Annotated in this window: 1 protein-coding gene; it reads left to right on the forward strand. The window is 67.8% G+C overall.

Features of this window, described 5'->3' with window-relative positions; translation table 11 throughout:
* Positions 1-267, forward strand: a 267-nt coding sequence (locus tag CVH10_RS21135) for a dihydroxy-acid dehydratase (protein ID WP_181244617.1), incomplete at both ends; no start/stop codon positions are given.

Consider the following 267-nt stretch of genomic DNA (forward strand, 5'->3'; position numbering starts at 1 on the left):
CAATCATCGTGAACTCGGCCATCGGCGGGTCGACCAACGCGCCGATCCACCTCAACGCCATCGCGCGCCACATCGGCGTGGAGCTGCACACGGCCGACTGGGAGAAGTACGGCTACAAGATCCCGCTGTTGGTCAACCTGCAACCGGCCGGCGAGTACCTCGGCGAGGACTACTACCGCGCCGGCGGCGTGCCGGCCGTGGTGGCGGAGCTGATCGCCAAGGGGCTGATCCAGCCAGCGCTCACGGCCAACGGCAAGACCCTCGTCG

Origin of the sequence: Halomonas sp. ND22Bw (assembly GCF_003011945.1) — a bacterium.
Lineage (GTDB): Bacteria > Pseudomonadota > Gammaproteobacteria > Pseudomonadales > Halomonadaceae > Halomonas > Halomonas halophila.